Annotated in this window: 2 protein-coding genes and 2 pseudogenes; all 4 read left to right on the top strand. The window is 24.3% G+C overall.

Annotated elements, in window-relative coordinates:
* A partial coding sequence (locus F811_RS0106030; protein ID WP_020004377.1) for a DUF4145 domain-containing protein occupies positions 1-214 on the top strand: 214 nt, incomplete at its 5' end.
* A 167-nt stretch (positions 215-381) separates the two neighbouring features.
* Positions 382-2,789: pseudogene (locus F811_RS16020) on the top strand (BspA family leucine-rich repeat surface protein).
* Between the two features lie 84 nt (positions 2,790-2,873).
* Entirely contained in the window at positions 2,874-5,267 is a 2,394-nt protein-coding gene (locus F811_RS0106020) for a BspA family leucine-rich repeat surface protein (protein ID WP_020004376.1), read from the top strand.
* A gap of 43 nt (positions 5,268-5,310) precedes the next feature.
* Positions 5,311-6,495 (top strand): annotated as a pseudogene (locus F811_RS0106015) (BspA family leucine-rich repeat surface protein); the annotation flags it as partial.
* Positions 6,496-6,513: the final 18 nt, after the last annotated feature.

Below are 6,513 nucleotides of genomic sequence, written 5' to 3'. Positions count from 1 at the left end.
TACATTCAAAAACTATATAGATTATTTATACAATGAAGGTATCATACATAAAAAACAAAAGGGGCTTATAGATAAAGTTAGAGAAATAGGAAATGAAGCTAATCATGAAATTAAATCTGTATCTGAAGAAGATGCTCAATATATATTTAAATTAATTGAGCATCTATTGTTAAATAATTATGAATTTATAGATAATGATAACTCCACAAATTAAACTCATATTTAATATTATGCAATTAATTATATGAATATATTAGTTGTTTTTTGACTCGTTTTTTGTTGGGGTTATCAAATAAGTAGGCATCATAGTTTTGTGTCTTCTATAAAAATATAATTGATTTTTATAATATTATATATCCATATTGAAATTAGGAGGAATTGATGAATAAACATAAACCAGCAACAAAAGAAGAACTTAAAAAATTAGTATTTACTGACGGTATAAAACTTAGCGATGTAGATACAAGCCTTATTACAGATATGAGTGAACTTTTTCAGAAAAGTGAAAGAAAAGATTTTGAAGGCATAGAAGATTGGGATACTTCTAATGTTGAGAATATGTCTTGGATGTTTAGAGAATGTTTAAGTTTTAATCAGCCTTTAGATAAATGGGATACTTCTAATGTTACAAATATGAGCGGTATGTTTAGTCTTGCTAAAACTTTTAATCAGAATATAAATAATTGGAATGTTAGTAAAGTTGAAGATATGAGTTATATGTTTAATGCATGTGGCTCTTTTAATCAGCCTCTTAATGATTGGGACGTATCCAATGTAAAAACTATGGAGGCTATGTTTCATTCTGCCATTTCTTTTAATCAGCCTCTTGATAAATGGAATACTTCAAAAGTTGAAAACATGCATGATATGTTTTGCCGATGTAAACAATTTAATCAGCCTTTAAATAGCTGGAATGTATCCAATGTAAAAACTATGGAATCTATGTTTTATTCTGCCGATTCTTTTAATCAGCCGCTTGATAAATGGAATACAAAAAATTAAGTAAAATGTACTCAATGTTTAAATATACTGACAGCTATGACTCTTATGATTCATTAGCAAATTGGGATTTAAGTAAAGTATCAGATATTAGTGATTTTTGTTCTAACTATGAAAGATTCTATGAAAAATTGCCTTTAAGACTTAGAGTATATATGCAGGCATTTTATGGTTCTCACAAAGTTTATGTACCTATAGAAAATAGTGATAAAGAATATGATGATGATGATTTTATATCAGAAGAATATGATTTAGTATCAAGAGATTATATAACTATTACAAAAAATAATGTAAAAGAAGTATATAATGCAATATCAAAAGACACAAACAAAAAAGTTATGGCATTAAAAAAGAAATTAGAAACAGAGTTTAGTAAAGAACTTTCATCTGTTACTGATGATTATAATTTCAAAACTATAGAAGAAGCAGAAAAGTATGTTGAAGATAATTATAATAAAAAAGATGATAAGAAAGTAAGTTTTATAAATGATTATAAGGTTTTGATAAAGGATAAATCAAGAGAAGTTGAAAATAAAGTTTTAAAATATATATATTTAGAGTATTTGGTTCTAAAAAGAGATATTAAAAAATTAACACAGATTGACAATATAGTTAATTTACTTGATAAAGAATCATTTATAAATTTTGCTAAAAATATATATGATGAAACTAATAAAGAAACTGCAGCTTTTATTTATGGAATATATGGAGGAGATGAGGCCATAAAAAATATATATGAAAAAGAAAAAGATACTAAACTTTCACTTTTAATAATTAAATTAAATATAGAAAGTAAATATGCACTTAGAATATTATATGAAATATATTCAAGTACAAAAAAATCTGAAGTTCGTTATGAAGCTTATAATCTAATTGAAGAAGTGATTAAAAAAATGAATATTAGCTATGAGGAGTTTGAATTAAGATTTTCTCCTGATTTTAGCTTTAATTCTCAAGGTGAGAGATTATTAAATGAAGATTATAAATTAATTTTGAATAGTGATTATTCTTTGAGCTTGTTTGATATAAAAAATAATAAAGAGTTAAAAAAGATTCCTCAAAACTTTGATGAAGATTTAAAAGATGAAATAACAAAATTAAGAAAAAAAATTCCTTCCTTTATGAAAGATACTTCTTCTCTTTTGGCTGTTTTATTAGCAAGCGGAGAAAAGTACAATTATGATGTATTCAAAGATGTTTTCATTGATAATGCTATGATGAATAGATTTGTCTCATCTTTGATATGGAATTTATATGATAAAGATTATAATTTCATAACAACTTTCAGATATTCAGGTGATGGAAGTTATTCAAACTGTGAAGATGAAGAAGTAAAAATTGATGATAATAGTTTTGTAAGTTTGGCAAGCCCTGTAGAAATGGACGATAACACTATAGATAAATGGAGAAAGCAGCTTGAAGATTATGAAATAGCACAGCCTTTACAGCAATTAACTGTTATAAAATTAGATAAAGATAATTTGAAAAGCGAAATAGAAAAAATAGATAATTCAGAAATAGCTTATGGTACTTTCAAGGCTTTTGGTGCAAGATATGAAATGTATTCTGAGTATATAGGATACGATGTCGTTAAAAGCTATTCATTAAAAACAAAGAATGGAGATACTTTTACTATAGATGCTGACGTTAATTCTAAAACTGATTTTCATGACAGAGTAAAAATTAATATTTATTTTGATAATGAAAATGGAGAAGAAGTAAGTAAAAGATTTGTTTATACTTTGTTAGTATTAATGATTTGGGATTTTAGGCTCACAGATTTATTTTAATTTTTATATAATATAGAGTAGGCATAATAGTTTTGTGCCTGCTCTAAAAAATAATAAATATACATAATTAATTTTGATTAAATTATGAAAAAATACAAACCAGAAACAAAAGAAGAACTTAAAAAATTAGCATTTACTGATGATATAAAACTTGATTGTATCGATACAAGCCTTATTACTGATATGAGTTATCTTTTTCATAAAAGTGAAAGAAAATATTTTGAAGGCATAGAAGATTGGGATACTTCTAATGTTGAGGATATGTCATTTATGTTTTTTTGGGCAATAAATTTTAATCATACTTTAAATAACTGGAATGTATCTAATGTCAAAAATATGAGCGGTATGTTTCAGGCAGCTATAAAATTTAATCAGCCTCTTGATAAATGGGATACTTCAAATGTTAAGACTATGAGCTTTATGTTTAATTATGCTAAATCATTTAATCAAAATATAAATAATTGGAATGTTAGTAAAATTGAAGATTTGAGTTATATGTTTTGTGAGTGTGAAGTTTTTAACCAGCCTCTTAATAATTGGGACGTATCTAATGTCAAAACTATGGAAGGTACATTTAGAAGAGCTTATAAATTCAATCAGCCGCTTTATAAATGGAATACTTCAAATGTTGAAAACATGCATGAGATGTTTGTACAATGCAAAGCTTTTAATCAGCCTTTAAATAGCTGGAATGTATACAATGTAAAAAATATGGAAGCTATGTTTTGTGATACTCTTTCATTTAATCAGCCTCTTGATAAATGGGATACAAAAAACTTAAAAAAAATTGACTCAATGTTTAAGTATTCTAAAGTGTTTGATTGTTATAACTCATTAGCAAATTGGGATTTAAATAAAATATTAAATATGAGTGATTTATGCGATGATAAAGAAAAATTGCCTTTAAGAATCAGAGCATATCTTCAGGCATTTTATGGTTCTTATCAAAATTATTTAACTATCACAAAAGATAATGTCAAAGAAATATACGATTTCATTTCAAAAGATACAAATAAAAAAATTGTAGTATTAAGAAAAAAACTTGAGAGTGATTTCTCTTTGTTACTTTCATCTGTTACAAATGATTATAATTTCAAAACTATAGAAGAAGCAGAAATGTATCTTGAAAATAATTATAATAAAAAAGATGATAAAAAAGTAAGTTTTATAAATGATGATTATAAGGTTTTAATAAAGGATAAATCAAGAGAGGTGAACACTAAAGTTTTAAAATATATATATTTAGAATATTTGTTTCTTAAAAGAGATGTTAAAAGATTAGTGCAAATTGATAATATAATTAATTTACTTGATAAAGAATCTTTTATAAAGTTTATTAAAAATATTTATGATGAAACTAATAAAGAAACAGCTGCTTTTATTTATTGTTTATATGGAGGTGATGAGGCTTTAAAGAATATATATAAAAAAGCACATGATACAAAACTTTCACTTATAATAATCAAATTAAATAATAAAAGTAAATATGCACTTAAATTATTATATCAAATATATACAAATACAAAGAAAACAGAAGTTAGAGAAGAAGCAAAAAGAATAATTAATGAATTACTTGAAATAATGAATATTGATTATACTGAATTTAGATTAAGATATGCTACTGATTTTGGTTTTAATTCTAAAGGGGAGAAAAATCTAAATGATGAGTATAGATTGATTTTAAATAACAATTATTCTTTAATTTTATTTGATATAAAAAATAACAAAGAATTAAAAAAGATTCCTCAAAATCTTGATGAAGAGTTAAAAAAAGAAATAAAAGAATTAAGAAAAAAAATAAAAAAGTTTATTAAAGATAATTCTAATCTTTTAGCAATTACATTAATAAATGGTAATAAATACAGTTATGATATATTCAAAGATATTTTTATTGATAATGTTATGATGAATAGATTTGCTCCATCATTGATATGGAATTTATATGATAAAGATTCTAATTTTATAACAACTTTCAGATATTCAGGTGATGGAAGTTATTCAAACTGTGAAGATGAAGAAGTAAAAATTGATTATAATAGTTTTATAAGTTTGGCAAGCCCTGTAGAAATGGACGATAACACTATAAATAAATGGAGAAAGCAGCTTGAAGATTATGAAATAGCACAGCCTTTACAGCAATTAACAGTTATAAAATTAGATAAAAATAATTTGGAAAAAGAAATAAATAAAATAAAAAATATAGATGCAGCTTATGGAGCTTTAAAATATTTTACTAAAAAATATGAAATGCCTATTAGTAATGTAATTGCATATGATGGTATCGTAACATATGCATTTACATCGAATAATGGAGATATTTTGACTATGACTTCAAAAATTCAGGGAGAATATGATGAACAAATAAATATTACTATTGATTTTAAAAAGAGCGAAAATCAAAGATATATAAGTAAAAGATTTGTTTATAGTTTATTAGTATTAATGATTTGGGATTTTAGACTTACAGATTTATTTTGATTATAATAAATAATTTTTAAATTTATAATTAGGATACTAGATTATGAAAAAATACAAACCAACAACAAAAGAAGAACTCAAAAAATTAGTATTTACAGACGGTATAAAGCTTAATTGTGTTGATACAAGTCTTATAACGGATATGAGTTATCTTTTTCATGAAAGTAAAAGAAAAGATTTTGAAGGCATAGAAGATTGGGACGTTTCTAATGTTGAGGATATGTCTTATATGTTTGCATATATGGACTATAATTTTATTTTAGATTTATCAAGAATAGATTTTAATCCTAATTTAAATAATTGGAATGTATCTAAAGTTAAAAAGATGAGTAATATGTTTGCTTATTGTTCTAATTTTAATCAGCCTTTAGATAAGTGGGATACTTCTAATGTTGAAGACATGTCATTTATGTTTTTGGGGGCAAAAGTTTTTAATCAGTCTCTTAATGATTGGAATGTTTCTAAAGTAAAAGATATGAGATATATGTTTAAGTTAGCAGAAAGTTTTAATCAGCCTTTGGATAAATGGGATACTTCTAATGTTTCTGATATGTCTTTTATGTTTAATCTGGCAAAAAACTTTAATCAGCCTTTAAATAATTGGAATATATCTAAAGTTGAAGATTTGTCAAATATGTTTAGTTATTGTACTATTTTTAATCAGCCTCTTAATGATTGGGACGTATCTAATGTAAAAAATATGGAATCTTTGTTTGATAGTTGTTCTAATTTTAATCAGCCTTTAGATAAATGGGAGACTTCTAATGTTGAAAATATGTTTAGAATGTTTAATGATTGTAAAAAATTTAATCAGCCTTTAAATAGCTGGAATGTATCCAATGTAACAAATATTGCCTGCATGTTTCAGTTAGCAAAAAGTTTTAATCAGCCGCTTGATAAGTGGGATACAAAAAAAGTAATTAGTATAGCATTTTTGTTTAAATATGCCGATAAGTTTGATCATTATGAATCTTTAGAACATTGGAATTTAGATAAATTAAAAGATATAACTTTAATTTGTGATGATGAAAATAAATTGCATACAAGACTTAAAGTATATATGCAAGTTTTTTATCCTAAAGAAGATTATATAACTATAACAAAAGATAATGTTAAAGAAATATATAATCTTATTTCAAAAGATAAAAATAGAAGAATATCCAAATTAAGAAAAAAACTTGAAAGTGATTTTTCAGAAGAACTTTCATCTGTTACAAAAGATTATGATTAAAAAAATATAAAAAAT

The organism is Brachyspira innocens ATCC 29796, from assembly GCF_000384655.1.
Taxonomy (GTDB): domain Bacteria; phylum Spirochaetota; class Brachyspiria; order Brachyspirales; family Brachyspiraceae; genus Brachyspira; species Brachyspira innocens.
The sequence above is the reverse complement of the archived record's forward strand: the minus strand, read 5'-3'. Positions and strand labels throughout refer to the sequence as shown.

What these genes read in the sequence shown, in the direction of transcription:
- F811_RS0106020 (WP_020004376.1), top strand. Translation starts at nt 2,874, where the DNA reads ATGAAAAAATACAAACCAGAAACAAAAGAAGAACTTAAAAAATTAGCA.